Here is a 12,966-nt window from a genome sequence, read left to right as displayed (position 1 = left end):
CCCGCGTCACGACCGGTAGCGGTAGCGGATCCGGCCGCGGGTGAGGTCGTAGGGGCTGAGCTCCACGAGCACCCGGTCGTACGGGAGGATCCTGATGTAGTTCTTCCGGATCTTCCCGCTGATGTGGGCGAGCACCGTGTGCCCGGTCTGGAGTTCTACCTTGAAGGTGGCGTTGCGCAGGCACTCGACGACGGTGCCTTCGACTTCTATGCCCCCTGTTTTCGTCATGGTGTCTCACTTCTCCCGTGCTGTGTCACGGGGTGTTCGGTGGGAAACGAGTCTGGTGGTGGAGCGTCAGCCGCGGACGAGTTCCAGGCCGGCGGCGGCGCGCCGGGCGCCGACGCTCTCGAACAGTGCGGTGGCCGCCGTGTTGGCCTCGTTGACCTCGGCCCATGCCGTAGCGGTCCCGGAGCGGTGCAGCGAACCCAGTGCGTGGGCCAGCAGCGCCCGGGCGATGCCGCGGCGGTGCCGGTCGGCCCGGACGGCGATCAGCCCGATCCGTGGCTGCCGGGTCAGCGGCGCGACGCGGACGAGTCCCACGTACTGGTCGACGTGGAGCGCCACCGCGTACTTCGACGGGTCGACCACGGTGGTCCCCGCCGGGCGGGGCAGGGTCTCGGCCGGCATCGTCCGCCATCCGGCGGCGGACTCGACCTCGTCGCGGATGACGCGATCCAGGGCGCGCAGCGGCTCCTCCTCCGCCTCGCCGGCCGGCACGATCGTCACGCCCGACGGGGGACGCGCCGAGCCGAGTCCGGTGACCTCGGGGTCGGTGGGCACGAGGTAGCCCCATTCGCGGCGTACGACGGCGAAGCCGGCCCGCTCCCAGGCGGACCGCGAGTCGTGGTCGGCCTCGTCGACGACGGTGTGCAGGGGTGCAGGGAGGTCCGTCAGCATCGCGTCCGCGATGCGGTCGAAGACCGCGCCGTGCCACGCGTCGACGCTGATGAAGAGCCGCCCGTCGGGTCGGCGCGAGGCGTGGCCGCGGCCGACCGTGCGGTCGTCCTCCACGGCGTGCCACTGCGCGTCCGAGACCCGCGCGACAACGATCGCGTGGCCGCTCGGGCTTGAGGTGGAATGCGGGGATTTCACAGGTGTTGCCTCTCAGGAGTGCCGTTTCTGAGGCGCTCCCGGCGACTGCTGTGTCAACCGCCCACCGTGACGAAGAGGGGGAGCACCCACGTGGATACAGCCTTCATGGGTCCCACCTCCTCGCGTTCTCTCACGGCTGCCCAGACGGTACCAGCGGGGGCCCGGCGGCCCAACCGATTTAAAGCCGGCCCCACTTCCCTCGTCGGCCCCGCGCCGCCCCGCCGCTGCTCGGCTACGCGTTCCCTCGCCGGCCGTTGCGTTCGAGCAGTTCCACGAGTCCCAGGACACCCGCCAGTTCGATCGGGTCGAGGCCCGGTACGAGAGCCGAGCGCAGTGCTTTGGACGCCTCCACGGTCGTACGGAGCGCGATGTTCGCGGCCTCGATCTGCCGGGCGATCTTCAGCCCCTCGCCCACCTTCGCGTACTCGGCGATCGCCGCTCCGGCCAGCCACTCGGCCTGGTCGGGGGTCACGGCGTGTCTGAGACGGTCGATGGTGGCGATCAGCGCCGGGACCCCCCAGACGACGAAGGTGAACTGCTGGGCGGGCGTGGAGATCTGTATCTGTCTCTTGATGCCCCGTGAGGCGTCGCGGACGTCCGTGATGACGGGCAGGAAGACGCTGAACCGGCCCCGCAGGCGGTTGACGGGATGCGAGTTGAAGACGAGCCGGTGGTTCGTCACGTGCAGGCGGCCGCCGATCGCCTCCTTGCCCTCCATGCCGACCGTCCACATCAACTGGTCGAAGGCGAAACGGCTCAGCCCGACCTCGTCCACCTTGACGACCGCGTTCGCGTTCTTGGTGACCTGCGCGACCTCGCCCGGCAGCAGGTCGTTCGCACGGAGCGCCATCGGTTCCTCCCCCTGATCGGCACCGCGGAACGCGGCGACCTCAGGGTAGACCCTGGCACGGTGTCACACCGTCTCCCCCAGCGCGCGGGCGAACTCCTCCGCCGAGGGCGTGACGCCGTCGCTCGGGGCGTCGTTCGCGAGGACTCCGTCGATCAGGGTCGTCAGCCTCGGTGGAACCGCGGCCGGACCGCGGTGTCCGCGAGCACGGACGGCACGGCCAGGTGGTGGCGGCAGCCCGCGGGCCACACCGCCCCGCCCCTGCTCAGCCGGCCGCGCCGGCCCGTGGAACTCAGCCCACGTGCTGGGCCGTGTCATGGAGGCCACGGGACGCGTCCCGGAGGCCGAGCGCTGGTTCCACCGCGCCGCCGACGCGGGCGTGCCCCACGCGATGAACGACCTCGCCACCGTCATCGAGACCGACGGCCGTGTCCCGGAGGCCGAGCAGTGGTACCGCCGTGCCGCCGAACAGGGAGTCCCCGACGCGATGCGCAACCTCGGCGCCCTCCTGGAGCGCACCGGTCGCGCCCCCGAGGCCACCCGGTGGCTCCGCCGTGCGGCGGACACCCGGAACGACCGCTGAGGCAGGGGCCCGGTCAGGTGGAGCGTGCCCAGCCCAGGGAGCGTTCCACGGCTCGCTGCCAGTTCTCGTACTCCGTGTCACGGCGGGCGGGGTCCATGGCGGGGAGCCACTGGGCGGCCCGGTGCCAGTTGCGGCGAAGGACTTCGAGGTCGGACCAGTAGCCCGCGGCGAGGCCGGCCGCGTAGGCGGCACCGAGCGACACCGTCTCGGCGACCATGGGCCGTACGACGGGGACGTCGAGCACGTCGGCCACGAACTGCATGAGCAGGTTGTCCGCCGTCATGCCGCCGTCCACCTTGAGCTGCTTCAGCGGGACCGAGGAGTCGGCGTTCATGGCGTCGACGACCTCGCGGGTCTGCCAGCCGGTGGCCTCCAGGACGGCACGGGCCAGGTGTCCTTTGGTGATGTACGAGGTGAGGCCGACGATGACCCCGCGCGCGTCGCTGCGCCACCGGGGCGCGAACAGGCCGGAGAAGGCGGGGACGATGTAGCAGCCGCCGTTGTCCTCGACCGTCCGGGCGAGGGTCTCGATCTCGGGGGCGCTGCTGATCAGTCCGAGGCGGTCGCGGAACCACTGCACGAGCGAGCCGGTGACGGCGATCGAGCCCTCCAGGGCGTAGACGGGCGCATGGTCCCCGATCTTGTAGGCCACGGTCGTGAGCAGTCCGTGCCGGGAGCGTACGAGCTCGGTGCCGGTGTTGAGCAGCAGGAAGCTGCCCGTGCCGTAGGTGCACTTCGCCTCGCCCGGGGAGAAGCAGGTCTGGCCGAAGAGGGCGGCCTGCTGGTCGCCGACGGCGGCGGTGATGCACACGCCGGGGAGCAGCGGCCCGGCCTCGCCGTACGTCTCGGCGGAGGACCTGATCTCCGGGAGCATCGGGCGGGGCACGCCGAAGAGGGTCAGCAGGTCGTCGTCCCAGGTGAGGGTGCGGATGTTCATCAGCATGGTGCGGCTGGCGTTGGTGGCGTCGGTGATGTGCAGGCCGCCGTCGGTGCCCCCGGTGAGGTTCCAGATCAGCCAGCTCTCGATCGTCCCGAACAGCACCTCGCCGTCCTCGGCCCGCTGCTCCAGGCCCTTGACGTTGTCGAACAGCCAGCGCAGCCGCAGCGCGGAGAAGTAGGTCGAGGGCACCAGGCTGCAGCGCTCCAGGAAGAACTCGTCACCGGGATGCCGTCTGAGCTCGTCGACGAGGGGCGCCGTGCGGGTGTCCTGCCAGACGATCGCCCGGCCCACGGGGGCGCCCGTCCGCCGGTCCCAGAGCACGGTCGTCTCCCGCTGGTTCGCCAGGCCGACGGCGGCGATCCGGTCGGCGTCGACACGGGCGACGGACAGGGCTTCCGGCACCACGCGCTGGAGGTTCTGCCAGATCTCGACGGCGTCGTGCTCGACCCATCCGGGCCGGGGAAAGTGCTGCTGGTGTTCCTGCTGGGCGACCGACACCAGCCGCCCCCGGTGGTCGAAGAGAATGCATCGGGTGGAATTGGTGCCCTGATCGATGGACATTACGTACCGTTCCACCTGATCGGTCTGCCTTCCCACGCGTTGCGGAGGAGCGGGCCGGGCCTACCAGCGGCCGGCGCCCAGTTCTCTGGAGACCGCCCGCGCGGCCTCACGGAGCAGGGTGATGAGACTGGGCCGCGGGTGTCCCTGGCCGTCGCAGATCCTCTCGACCGGGCCGGACAGGCCGATGGCGCCGACGACGAGGCCGCCGTGCCCGCGGATCGGCGCGGCCAGCCCGGCCTCCCCCATGCTCATCTCCTGGATCTCGGCGGCCCAGCCCAGCTCCCGGACCTCGGCGAGTGCCCGGTCGAGCTGCTCCGGGACGACGAGGGTGTGCCGGGTGTACGCCTCCAGCTCCGGTTCCGGGGCCGTCTCCAGGGCGGCGGCCCCGTAGGCCAGCAGTACCTTGCCGAGCGAGGAGGCGTGCAGGGGCAGCAGGGAGCCGACGTCGAGGGTCTGGAGCGTGTCGTCGGGCCGGAAGACGTGGTGGACGACGAGGACCTTGCCTTCCAGCGGGGTGCCCAGGCGTACGGCCTCCCCGCTGCGGGCGGCGAGGGCGTCGGCCCAGTTGATGGAGCGCGACCGCAGCTCGTTGACGTCCAGGTAGCTGGTTCCGAGGTGCAGGAGGGCGGCTCCGAGCTGGTACTTTCCGGTCGCCGCGTCCCGCTCGACGAAGTCGACGTGCTGGAGCGTGCGCAGGATGCCGTAGGCGGTGCCCTTCGCCAGCCCGAGGGAGGCCGCCACCTCGCCGAGTCCGAGTCGGCGGGGCCCCCCGGCGAGCAGGCGCAGGATCGCCGCTGCCCGTTCGATCGACTGGACTGGGCCGGCCATGAGGCGAGCCTATTACCGCCGGGGGCGGTTCGCTGTTCGTAGAGGCGGCCAGTGTGTCCCGGGCGAGCTGCGGTGTTCGGTAATGCCGACCGACGTTCATTGACCGCCCCGTTCGGGCTGCCTACGTTGCTGCATGCCCGGTGATGTGCCGAGGCCAGGCGCCCCCGCAGGGCGGTGTTCATCCCCAGGAGACATGATGGCGGTTCTCAATACGCTGGTTCGGCAGGCGTGCGAACACGTGTGTCCGCTGCCGCCGGTCGCCGGGGCTGTCTCGGCCGTCCGCCGGCGCGTGGGCGCGGTCCTCGCCGACTGGAAGGTGTCCCCGGAGATCGTCGACGACGCGATGCTCGTGGTGTCGGAGCTGGTCACCAACGCGGTGATCCACGCGCTGCCGCCCGCGGTCCTGAGGCTGTCGTGGGTCCGGCGCGACGGGACGGGCACACTGCGTGTCGAGGTCACCGACGCGGGACCGGCCCTTCCGGCGCAGCGGACCCGCCTGGGGATCGACCCCGACGAGCACGGCCGCGGTATGGAGATCGTGCGGGCGCTGGCGACCCGGCACGGGATACGGGTCCATGCGAACGGCGTCAGCTGGTGGGCCGACATGGTGGCGAGCTGAGCCCTGCGGCCGGGTCCAGGTCAGGCTGGGGACAATGTCGTCACAGCGTTTTCGTGACAGTCCGCGCCGGAGCGGTCGGCTCCGCGCGCGCAGAGGGTTCCGGTTCCCGGTCGTGCTGCTTGCGGAGCAGGAGCAGGGCCGCGTCGTCGTGCAGCCGGCCGCCCACGTGGGCGAGCAGTTCGTTGTGGAGCGCGGTGAGCGTGCGGGCCGGATCGTCGCAGACGTGCCGGGCCACCCCCTTGGCGAGGGGGTAGAACTCGCGCAGGTGGTCGCGGGCCTCGGTGACGCCGTCGGTGTAGAGCAGCAGCTGGTCGCCGTCGGTGAAGGACAGGCTCTGCAGGCGGGGTATCTCGCCGGAGAGGGCGCGCAGACCCAGGGGCGGAGCGGGGTGGGTCGGGTTCACCGCGACCACGTCTCCTGAGGCGGATATCAGCAGCGGGGGTCCGTGTCCGCAGTTGACGACCTCCAGCTGCCCGGGGCGCGGGTATCCGGCGACGACGGCGGTGACGAAGTCGTCGGGGCCGAGGTTGCGCGCGAGGCTCCGCTCGATCCTGCTGACGACGTCGAGGAGGTCGGGCTCGTCGTAGGCGGCCTCGCGGAAGACACCGAGTACGAGTGCGGCGGTGCCCACGGCCGGCAGCCCCTTGCCGCGTACGTCGCCGACGATCAGCCTGACCCCGTGCGGGGTGGGCACCAGGGCGTAGAGGTCCCCGCCGATACGTGCCTCCGCCGCCGCGGCGCTGTAGCGGACGGCCACCTGGAAGGGCCCGACGGTCTCCGGGACGGGCAGCAGCAGCGCCTGCTGGGCGGCCTCGGCGACCGAGCGGACGGCGGCGAGCACCCGTTCCCTGCGGCCGTGCAGCGCGCTGACCAGGCCGCTGGCCAGAGTGACGGCCAGCAGTGCCGCCAGCACGGCCGTCAGTTCGCGGCCGGGAAGTCCGTCCCTGGCCAGCGCCGCGCCCATGACGGCGGCGGCGAGCAGACCGACGCCGGCCACACCCCGTGGTCCGCTGGTGGCGGCGGCCAGTGCGGGCCCGGCCGCCAGCAGCGGCAGCCAGATCCTCCCGTCCGCGCCGACGCCGTCGACGAGCCCGACGACGGCGACGAGCAGTATCGGGAGCACGTGCAGTCCGACCGTCCTGCGGGTGCCGACCCGTCCACGGGCCGAGGCACGCAGGCGGGTCACCAGGTTGGCGAGCAGCCGCCCGGGGCGATGCTCGTGACCATGGTCTCGGGCCTGTCTCATCTGTCTCCGCAGTCCTCACCTGTGCGGGGGCACCCCCGGTGTGTCCGTGCCCACAAGGAAACGGGGTTCGCTCAGGCGTTCACAAGGAGCGGGTTTTCAGATAGTGAGCGAGAGGCTTCTGGTCACGCGGTTTGCGGTCGGAATCAGTCGTGACCGCAGTTCCTGCAGCCGGGAGTGCTGCTCGACGGGCAGGGAGACACCGAGCGAGCCGAGCGTGTCCCGGTACCGGACGGGTACGGCGATGCACACCGTGCCGAGGGCGTACTCCTCCAGGTCGGTGACGGCCGGTGCCATCCTCACGTCGGCGAGCCTGCGGAGCAGATCCGGGAGATGGGTGACGGTCCTGGGCGTGAGGTCCTCGAGGTGGTGCCGGGACAGGTAGTCCCGGCGGTCGTCGTCGTCCATCTCCCGCAGCACGCACTTGCCGAGTGCGGTGGCGTGCCCGGCGTCCTCGAAGCCCACCCAGAGGTCGACCCGGGGTGTGCGGGGGCCGTCGACGATCTCGGCGACCCTGATCTCGCCCTCCTCGTAGAACGTGAGGTAGGCGGCGGCGCCCAGCTCGTCGCGCAGCCCGGCGAGGGTCGGGCGGACACGGCTGAGCAGCACCTGGTCGCGGCCCGTGGTGTGCAGGGCCTGCAACTTGTCGCCGAGGACGAAGCCGCCGTCGTCCAGTTTCCGCACGTAGCCGTCGTGCACCAGGGTCCGCAGCAGGTGGTAGGCGGTGGCCAGGGGCAGCCCCGTCTCACGAGCCAGCTGCTTGGCCGGCGCGCCGTTCTCGTGCGCGCTCACCGCCTCCAGCAGGCGCAGGGCCCGCTGTACGGAGGTGATGAGCGTGGGGCCGTCGTGACCGCCCATGGAACCAGCGTGCGTCGCGCGTCCCGCGGTGGCAAGGCGCGCCGTCGGCGGCGGTCCCGGTTGGGTGGTCAGTCGGCGGGCCAGGCTCCGCCGAGCCGGCTGAGCCGGGCGGCGGCGGTGATGGTGGCGTAGATGTAGTGCTGGGGGGCTTCCGGCATGATGTCCATGGGCTTGAGCAGCAGGACCGCGCCCCAGATCGCGCCGTCCCAGATGACGGGGGCGGCGACGGAGTTCCACTTCGCCATGCATTCCTGGTGTCCCAGCGCGTATCCCTGGTCACGGATGTCGGCGAGCGAGGCGAGCAGCTCGTCGCCGTCCGTGATGACGCCGGGTCCGGCTTCGTCCGGGACCGGCTCGGCGGCGACCCGCTCCTGGATCTGCGCGGGCAGGTAGGCGAGGATCGTCCGGCCCGAGGCGCCAGTGCGCAGCGAGCGGGTGACGGAGAGGACGTCTCGCGGCGTCATGCCGAGTTCGACGAGGTCGGAGTCCCCCACCGCCATGTCCAGGCACTGCCGTCCCGCTATGCCGAAGGGGGCTCTCATGTACAGGAAGACCAGGCCGTTGTCGGTCGCCGTGCGCAGCCCCTGGAGTACGGCCGTGGCCTCGCTGCCGGAGAGGTTGTCCTCGGCGAGCGCGTGCAGTCCCAGGTCGGCGACGGTGCTGCCGAGCTGGTAGAGGCCTCGGTCGACCCGGACGAAGGTGCTGTTGTAGGTGCCGGCGGTCAGCATGCGGCCGGTGGTGGAGTCGTCGAGATCCGCGGTCTTGGCGATCTCGGACAGCCGGTGGGCACCGGGTCCCAGAGTGATGAACGCCTGTTGCACCCGCATGAAGCGCTCGGCGTAGCTGGTCCCGGTTCCGCGCTGCCCACTCATCAGCCGTACCCCCTTGGTCCTCCGCGCCCCTCCGCCGGAGCGCGGCCGTGCCCGGTGCTGGTCCCACCGCGCGCGTTGTGCGACCAAGATTATTGCGTGACGGTATCGAGACTGAACTTGCCCACGCCGCTACGGTTGTTGAGCGCGTCGTGCGCCTTGGCCGCGTCGGCGAGCGGGAAGGTCCCGCCGTTGACGATCTTGAGTGTGCCGTTGGCGACGGCGTCGAAGAGCTGCCTCATGGAGGCCGCCAGCGGGAGCGTCCGGTCGGTGTACAGGTTCGGCAGCCAGAAGCCCGCGACGGTGATGGACTTCTGCATCAGCGTGTGCACGGGGACGTCCGTGAGCTGTCCGCCGGCGAAGCCGTACACGGCGAGCCTGCCCCGGGGGCCCAGCGTCGCGAGGGTCTGGTGCAGCGTCGCGCCGCCGGTCATCTCCAGCGCCGCCTGGACGGGCCCTCCCGCGGCGTCGAGGATCCGCTCCGCCAGGCCGTCCTCGTCGGAGGAGTCCACGGCCGCCGCCGCCCCGAGCTCCAGGGCCAGTTGACGCTTCTCGCTCGTGCTCGCCAGGGCGATGACCCTGGCACCCGCCCGGTGTGCCAGCTGGACGGCCAGCGAGCCCACGCCGCCGGCCGCGGCGGGGATGACGACCGTCTCCCCCTTGGTGATCTGGGCGACCGTGAAGAGGAGGTGGTAGGCGCTGTTCCCCTGCAGGGCCAGCGGTACGGCCTGTTCGTCCGAGAGCTCGTCCGGGATCTCCCACTGCAGCCTGCGGTGGGCCGCCGTCCTCTCCGCGTAGCCGCCGCCCCGGGTCAGCGCCACGACGCGCTTTCCGTCCGGCGTGGTGCCGACGACCTCGTTGCCGGGGATGTACGGCAGTTCGACCGGCGCGAGGTAGGTATTTCCGCGAACGTGCACATCTGCGTAATTGACACCTGCCAGGCGCACGTCCAGCAGAATTTGTCCGCGCGCGGGCTCCGGGTCGGGAACCTCTTCCAGCCGCAGAATCTCCGGGCCTCCGAATTCCCTCATGACAATGGCGCGCACAGTACTCCTATCGACGGGGCGGGATGTGTACCCCGACAGGCTATGGCATGCAGGCAACGGCTCCGACCTGGGCATCTTGCGTCATACACATTTCTCACGAGGTGAGAAACGCGCCTCATTTCTCATCTCACGAGAAGGTTCAACGTAGAACTTCTCGCGAGATGAGAAGGGAAATCAGCCGCTTGCAATTGCCGATTCAAAGAGACATAGTGATGCCGCCCTCCTAGTGCCGGGCCTCGTCCCCCCGCCAAGTGCGATACGGGGACGGGCGGCAGCAACGGGGGAGGAGGGCGACTCTTCGGCCCGGGCCGGAACCAGCTTCGAGCTGAGTGAACCGGCTCGGGGCGAAGATTCGAGTGCTCCAGGGTGCGTACGGGGGACGGGTGGAGGACCGTTGAACGACCATGTGACACAGGTGCCGTCGAGCCGCGTCCACGAGGGGACCGCCCGCTCTTCCACCCCTGTGATGTCACCGCCGGGCAGAGCCCCGATGACCTGGTGGGCGCCCGCCTCCACTCGCCGGAACGCGGCACGGCCCACTCGCTGAGCACCCGGAACGGCACCTGAGCGGGCGCATCGCGCACCGGCCGTGCCGCCCGTGTCCGTCCCGGCGGCAACCGGTCGCCCCCGCCGTGCGTCAAGTCGTGTGCCGTGCCGCCGCGTCGTGACGGGCCTTTCCCGTACGAGGCGATCCCCGCGGACGGATCCCGTCACGACGTCCCGACCACATTCCCCGCCACGCCGACGTCGCCGTGGCCAGTCCCGCCTGCCAGGAGACCCATGCCCATGACCCTGCCCACCCCCAGACCACCCGCCGTGCCGGTGCGGCCTCCGGCCGGCTGCCAGGGAAAGGCGCGCATCTGGTCCTCGTAGACGGTCGATGCCCGGCCGGGAGACCCGGAACCGGTCCCTCCCCCGTTCCGGGGCGACCGCGTCCGCCGGCCCGATCCCCCCACACACCATCCGTAATGGAGCTGGTTCCCATGGCCGTCACCTCCGCCACGCTCGTGGCCGCCCACTGCTTCGAAGCCACCGCAGGGACCGTGGCGATCGTCGCTCCCGATGGCAGGTCCCCCTTCGCGGAGACCTTCGCCCGGCAGGGCTGGCGGAGCGTGGCGGTGCAACCCGGTGGGCCGGCGCCCGCGGCGGCCGGCGTGACGCGTGCCTACGCGGACACGGTGGAGCATCGCGACTCCCTGCGGCGCACGGTCAAGGCGCTGCGGGCACTGGACGTGTCGGCCGTGGTCGCCGGGAGCGCGACGGGCGTCGAACTGACCGAGCGGATCGCCTGGCACCTGGGAGTCCCCCAGGGAGATCCCGAGGCGTCCCGGCTGCGCTACGACCGGGGCGCACAGGCAGCCGCCCTGCGCCGGGCCGGGATCCCGGCACCGCGCGGCATCCGCACCTCGGACCTCGCCGAGGCACTGGCCTGGGCCGGGACCAGCCACCTGCCCGGCCACCTGCTGGCCCCGGCCGCGGCCGGCCTGCCGGTCGAGCCCATGCTCTGCGACGGCGAGGCACAGATCAGCGCCGCCTGGGCCCGGATGAGGCGTGCGGCCGAGCGGCACAGCGGGGACGGCCACCTGGTCCTCACCGAGCCGCTCTCCCCCGGCCGGTTCGTCGTCAACAGCTTCAGCCGCCCCGGTGCGGACGGGGGGACGGAGCACGTGATCACCGATGTGTGGGCCGAGACCCGTGCCGGCGACGGGTCCCTCCTCCGCACCGACCTGCTGGGCCGTCATGATCCACTGACGGCGGAGCTGTCGGGGTACATGGTGCGTGTGCTCGGCGCCCTGGGGGTGCTGCGCGGTCCGGTCACCGCACGCCTCTCCCACGAGGAGGGCCGGGGCCCGCTGCTCCTCTCGGCGCTCGCGGTGCCCGGGCTGTCACCGGCCGACGAGGCGCTGCGCCGGGCGGCGGTCCACGACCGCCTGCCCGACCCGCTGGACAACTGGGACCCGCCCTCGCCCCTCCGGCACCTTCCCGCCGCGGCCGGTCACCGCATCGTCAGGGTGCACCTGCGCCCCGGCAGCGGCGCCGTGGACCCGGAGTTCGGACGCGCCCTGCGCCGGCTGCCGACGTTCGTCGCGGTCGGCGAGGACCACCAGGCGCACGCTCCGGCCGGCGGCACGGGCCGGTGCCCCGAGGTCGTCCTCGGTGGCACCGATCCCGAGGCCGTCGAGGCGGACCACCGGATCGTCCGCGCGCTGGAGCGCGTGGGCGGGTACGGCGTCAGCTCTCTTCGCGCAGGCCCCAGGGGGAGCCGTACTCCGTGAGCAGGTCCAGGAAGGGGCGCGGGGGCAGGGCCTCAGGACCCAGGACGCCCTTGCCGGACCAGGCGCCGGTGGCGAGGAGTTCCAGGGCGACCACCGGGTTGACGGCGGTCTGCCAGACGACGGCCTGCGAGCCGTACTCGCCCATCGACCACTGGTTGTCGACCACGTGGTAGAGGTACACCTCGCGCGGCGCCCCGTCCTTGGTGCCCTTGACCCAGGTGCCGGCGCAGGTCTTGCCCTTCATCCGGTCCCCCAGGCCGGCCGGGTCGGGCAGACAGGCGGCGACCACGTCGCGCGGGGAGACCTGCACGGCCCCGTCCTTCCCGGGCACGGCCACCCTGGCCGTGGAGTCGAGGCCCAGTTCGTGGAGGGTCTTCAGCTTGGCGATGAAGTCGTCGCCCAGGCCGTACTTGAAGGTGACCCGGCGCGCGTCCACCCAGCGGGGCATCAGCAGGACCTCTTCGTGCTCCACGTTGACGCACTCCACCGGGCCGATGCCCTCGGGGAAGTCGAAGACCTCGGGCTCGCTGAACGGAGCGGTGGTGAACCAGCCGCGGTCCTTCTCGTAGACGACCGGCGGGTTGAGGCATTCCTCGATGGTCGTCCAGATGCTGAAGGAGGGTGCGAAGTCGTAGCCCTCGACCGTGAGGTTGGCGCCGTCCCGGACGCCGATCTCCTCGATGTCGTCGAAGAGTTCGTCGGCCGCGTACCGGGCGAAGACGTCGGACAGGCCGGGCTCGACGCCCATGCCGACCAGTGCCAGCCTGCCGGCCTCCTCCCAGCGCGGGGCGAGCGCGAACTGCTCGTCCCCGAGCTTCACTCCGCACTCCTCGTACGGACGTGACGCGTGCGGCGCGGACAGTGACATCGCCATGTCGACGTAGTGCGCGCCGGCTTCCAGTGCCGCCTGGAACAGGGGCATGACGAACCGCGGGTCGGTGGCGTTGAGCAGCACGTCGCACCGCTCGTCGACGAGCAGCCGGCGGACCGCGTCCTGGTCGGAGGCGTCCAGCCGCCGCGCGCTGAACCGCGCGCCCCGCTCCCCCAGTGCCGCGACCGCGGCCTCGGCTCGGGAGAGGTCGTAGTCGCTGACGACCATGTGGGTCAGGAAGTCACGGCGAGCCGCGATCCGGGTGACGGCCGTGCCGACGCCGCCCGCGCCCACGAGGAGTACTCGCATGTCACGCACCTTTCTTCCGGGAGG

Annotated in this window: 13 protein-coding genes; 3 read left to right on the top strand and 10 right to left on the bottom strand. The window is 71.7% G+C overall.

From position 1 onward, the window contains the following. Nucleotides 1-6: 6 nt before the first annotated feature. From infA to ACZ7FF_RS13215, 3 genes are all read right to left on the bottom strand, one after another. Nucleotides 7-228 carry a translation initiation factor IF-1 gene (gene infA, locus ACZ7FF_RS13225; protein ID WP_470811991.1) on the bottom strand — a complete coding sequence of 74 codons (222 nt, stop codon included), beginning with the start codon at nucleotides 226-228 and terminating at the stop codon, nucleotides 7-9. A 66-nt stretch (nucleotides 229-294) separates the two neighbouring features. Then, nucleotides 295-1,092, bottom strand: a complete 798-nt coding sequence (locus ACZ7FF_RS13220) for a GNAT family N-acetyltransferase (RefSeq protein WP_470811989.1) — start codon at nucleotides 1,090-1,092, stop codon at nucleotides 295-297. Nucleotides 1,093-1,324: 232 nt separating this feature from the next. Then, nucleotides 1,325-1,942 (bottom strand): hypothetical protein, encoded by a 618-nt coding sequence (locus tag ACZ7FF_RS13215; RefSeq protein ID WP_470811988.1) that lies wholly within the window; start codon nucleotides 1,940-1,942, stop codon nucleotides 1,325-1,327. Nucleotides 1,943-2,240: 298 nt separating this feature from the next. Between ACZ7FF_RS13215 and ACZ7FF_RS13210 the strand changes: the two genes are divergently transcribed. Further along, entirely contained in the window at nucleotides 2,241-2,522 is a 282-nt protein-coding gene (locus tag ACZ7FF_RS13210) for a tetratricopeptide repeat protein (RefSeq protein ID WP_470811986.1), read from the top strand. A gap of 13 nt (nucleotides 2,523-2,535) precedes the next feature. On the opposite strand, the gene glpK is transcribed toward ACZ7FF_RS13210, so the two are convergent. Together glpK and ACZ7FF_RS13200 are read right to left on the bottom strand one after the other, a co-directional pair. After that, nucleotides 2,536-4,023, bottom strand: coding sequence for a glycerol kinase GlpK (gene glpK, locus ACZ7FF_RS13205; protein WP_470811984.1), 1,488 nt, complete (start codon nucleotides 4,021-4,023; stop codon nucleotides 2,536-2,538). 60 nt (nucleotides 4,024-4,083) lie between these two features. Then, on the bottom strand, nucleotides 4,084-4,851 hold the full coding sequence (locus ACZ7FF_RS13200) for an IclR family transcriptional regulator (protein WP_470811982.1): 768 nt from the start codon (nucleotides 4,849-4,851) through the stop codon (nucleotides 4,084-4,086). Between the two features lie 196 nt (nucleotides 4,852-5,047). Between ACZ7FF_RS13200 and ACZ7FF_RS13195 the strand changes: the two genes are divergently transcribed. After that, nucleotides 5,048-5,470, top strand: coding sequence for an ATP-binding protein (locus ACZ7FF_RS13195; protein ID WP_470811980.1), 423 nt, complete (start codon nucleotides 5,048-5,050; stop codon nucleotides 5,468-5,470). Between the two features lie 40 nt (nucleotides 5,471-5,510). Here ACZ7FF_RS13195 and ACZ7FF_RS13190 read toward each other — a convergent pair whose 3' ends face one another. The 4 genes from ACZ7FF_RS13190 to ACZ7FF_RS13175 all read right to left on the bottom strand — a co-directional run bounded on the left by ACZ7FF_RS13190 (nucleotide 5,511) and on the right by ACZ7FF_RS13175 (nucleotide 9,471). After that, nucleotides 5,511-6,716 carry a PP2C family protein-serine/threonine phosphatase gene (locus ACZ7FF_RS13190; protein WP_470811978.1) on the bottom strand — a complete coding sequence of 402 codons (1,206 nt, stop codon included), beginning with the start codon at nucleotides 6,714-6,716 and terminating at the stop codon, nucleotides 5,511-5,513. A gap of 96 nt (nucleotides 6,717-6,812) precedes the next feature. Next, nucleotides 6,813-7,571 carry an IclR family transcriptional regulator gene (locus ACZ7FF_RS13185; RefSeq protein WP_470811976.1) on the bottom strand — a complete coding sequence of 253 codons (759 nt, stop codon included), beginning with the start codon at nucleotides 7,569-7,571 and terminating at the stop codon, nucleotides 6,813-6,815. Between the two features lie 68 nt (nucleotides 7,572-7,639). Continuing rightward, nucleotides 7,640-8,443: an IclR family transcriptional regulator domain-containing protein gene (locus ACZ7FF_RS13180; protein ID WP_470811975.1), complete on the bottom strand. Its 804-nt coding sequence runs from the start codon at nucleotides 8,441-8,443 to the stop codon at nucleotides 7,640-7,642. Between the two features lie 89 nt (nucleotides 8,444-8,532). Next, nucleotides 8,533-9,471, bottom strand: coding sequence for a quinone oxidoreductase family protein (locus ACZ7FF_RS13175; RefSeq protein WP_470811973.1), 939 nt, complete (start codon nucleotides 9,469-9,471; stop codon nucleotides 8,533-8,535). Between the two features lie 998 nt (nucleotides 9,472-10,469). On the opposite strand from ACZ7FF_RS13175, the gene ACZ7FF_RS13170 reads away from it, so the two are divergent. Then, the gene (locus ACZ7FF_RS13170; protein ID WP_470811972.1) at nucleotides 10,470-11,762 is read left to right on the top strand and encodes a hypothetical protein; all 1,293 of its coding nucleotides are present in this window, start codon (nucleotides 10,470-10,472) and stop codon (nucleotides 11,760-11,762) included. Here the strand turns inward: ACZ7FF_RS13170 and ACZ7FF_RS13165 are convergent. Further along, entirely contained in the window at nucleotides 11,719-12,942 is a 1,224-nt protein-coding gene (locus ACZ7FF_RS13165) for a saccharopine dehydrogenase family protein (RefSeq protein ID WP_470811970.1), read from the bottom strand. The genes ACZ7FF_RS13170 and ACZ7FF_RS13165 overlap by 44 nt on opposite strands. Nucleotides 12,943-12,966: the final 24 nt, after the last annotated feature.

The organism is Streptomyces sp. NPDC037126, assembly GCF_055605965.1.
Note: the sequence above shows the minus strand (reverse complement) of the source record. Positions and strands in the feature narration are given on the sequence as shown.

Bases quoted from the DNA above. Each gene is read 5' to 3' on its own strand.
- infA (WP_470811991.1), bottom strand. From the start codon at position 228: ATGACGAAAACAGGGGGCATAGAAGTCGAAGGCACCGTCGTCGAGTGC.
- ACZ7FF_RS13215 (WP_470811988.1), bottom strand. From the start codon at position 1,942: ATGGCGCTCCGTGCGAACGACCTGCTGCCGGGCGAGGTCGCGCAGGTC.
- glpK (WP_470811984.1), bottom strand. From the start codon at position 4,023: ATGTCCATCGATCAGGGCACCAATTCCACCCGATGCATTCTCTTCGAC.
- ACZ7FF_RS13200 (WP_470811982.1), bottom strand. From the start codon at position 4,851: ATGGCCGGCCCAGTCCAGTCGATCGAACGGGCAGCGGCGATCCTGCGC.
- ACZ7FF_RS13195 (WP_470811980.1), top strand. From the start codon at position 5,048: ATGGCGGTTCTCAATACGCTGGTTCGGCAGGCGTGCGAACACGTGTGT.
- ACZ7FF_RS13190 (WP_470811978.1), bottom strand. From the start codon at position 6,716: ATGAGACAGGCCCGAGACCATGGTCACGAGCATCGCCCCGGGCGGCTG.
- ACZ7FF_RS13185 (WP_470811976.1), bottom strand. From the start codon at position 7,571: ATGGGCGGTCACGACGGCCCCACGCTCATCACCTCCGTACAGCGGGCC.
- ACZ7FF_RS13180 (WP_470811975.1), bottom strand. From the start codon at position 8,443: ATGAGTGGGCAGCGCGGAACCGGGACCAGCTACGCCGAGCGCTTCATG.
- ACZ7FF_RS13175 (WP_470811973.1), bottom strand. From the start codon at position 9,471: ATGAGGGAATTCGGAGGCCCGGAGATTCTGCGGCTGGAAGAGGTTCCC.
- ACZ7FF_RS13170 (WP_470811972.1), top strand. From the start codon at position 10,470: ATGGCCGTCACCTCCGCCACGCTCGTGGCCGCCCACTGCTTCGAAGCC.
- ACZ7FF_RS13165 (WP_470811970.1), bottom strand. From the start codon at position 12,942: ATGCGAGTACTCCTCGTGGGCGCGGGCGGCGTCGGCACGGCCGTCACC.